The organism is Polaromonas sp. P1_G1 (assembly GCF_056405595.1).
Genome location: NZ_JBFUBU010000151.1, coordinates 1 through 517, shown reverse-complemented (window position 1 = coordinate 517; position 517 = coordinate 1). Strand labels below are relative to the sequence as shown.

General features: G+C 62.1%; 2 protein-coding genes. Both read left to right on the top strand.

Features of this window, described 5'->3' with window-relative positions:
• Positions 1-424 (top strand): FAD-dependent oxidoreductase (locus AC1D1Y_RS26205; protein WP_477684921.1); only part of this gene is annotated, 424 nt, incomplete at its 5' end.
• Positions 425-438: 14 nt separating this feature from the next.
• A partial coding sequence (locus tag AC1D1Y_RS26200; RefSeq protein WP_477684922.1) for a sarcosine oxidase subunit delta occupies positions 439-517 on the top strand: 79 nt, incomplete at its 3' end.

The following is a 517-nucleotide window of genomic DNA, read 5'->3' as shown; positions in this document are numbered from 1 at the left end:
GTCCAACGCCGTGCACGGCTACCTGAGCCAGTCCGACAAGGGGGAGCTGGTGATCGGTGCTGGCATCGACAGCTACCTCGGTTATGGCCAGCGTGGCAGCCCGCACGTCATCGAGCACACGGCGGCGGCCATCATTGAAATGTTCCCGCAGTTCTCCCGTGTGCGCATGAACCGCCAGTGGGGCGGCATTGTGGATGTCACGCCCGACGCTTGCCCGATTATTTCCAAAACTGCGGTACAGGGCCTGTTCTTCAACTGCGGCTGGGGCACCGGTGGCTTCAAGGCCACACCCGGCTCCGGCCATGTGTTTGCCGACATGCTCGCGCAGGGCGAGGCCAATGCGCTCTCCAAGGCCTTCTCCGTAGACCGCTTCCACACCGGCCACCTCATTGACGAACACGGCGCTGCCGGTGTTGCCCACTAATCCTCAGGACCACCATGTTTCTAATGCATTGCCCCCACTGCGGCGAATTGCGGGACGAAGAAGAGTTCAGCTACGCCGGTGAAGCCTACATCC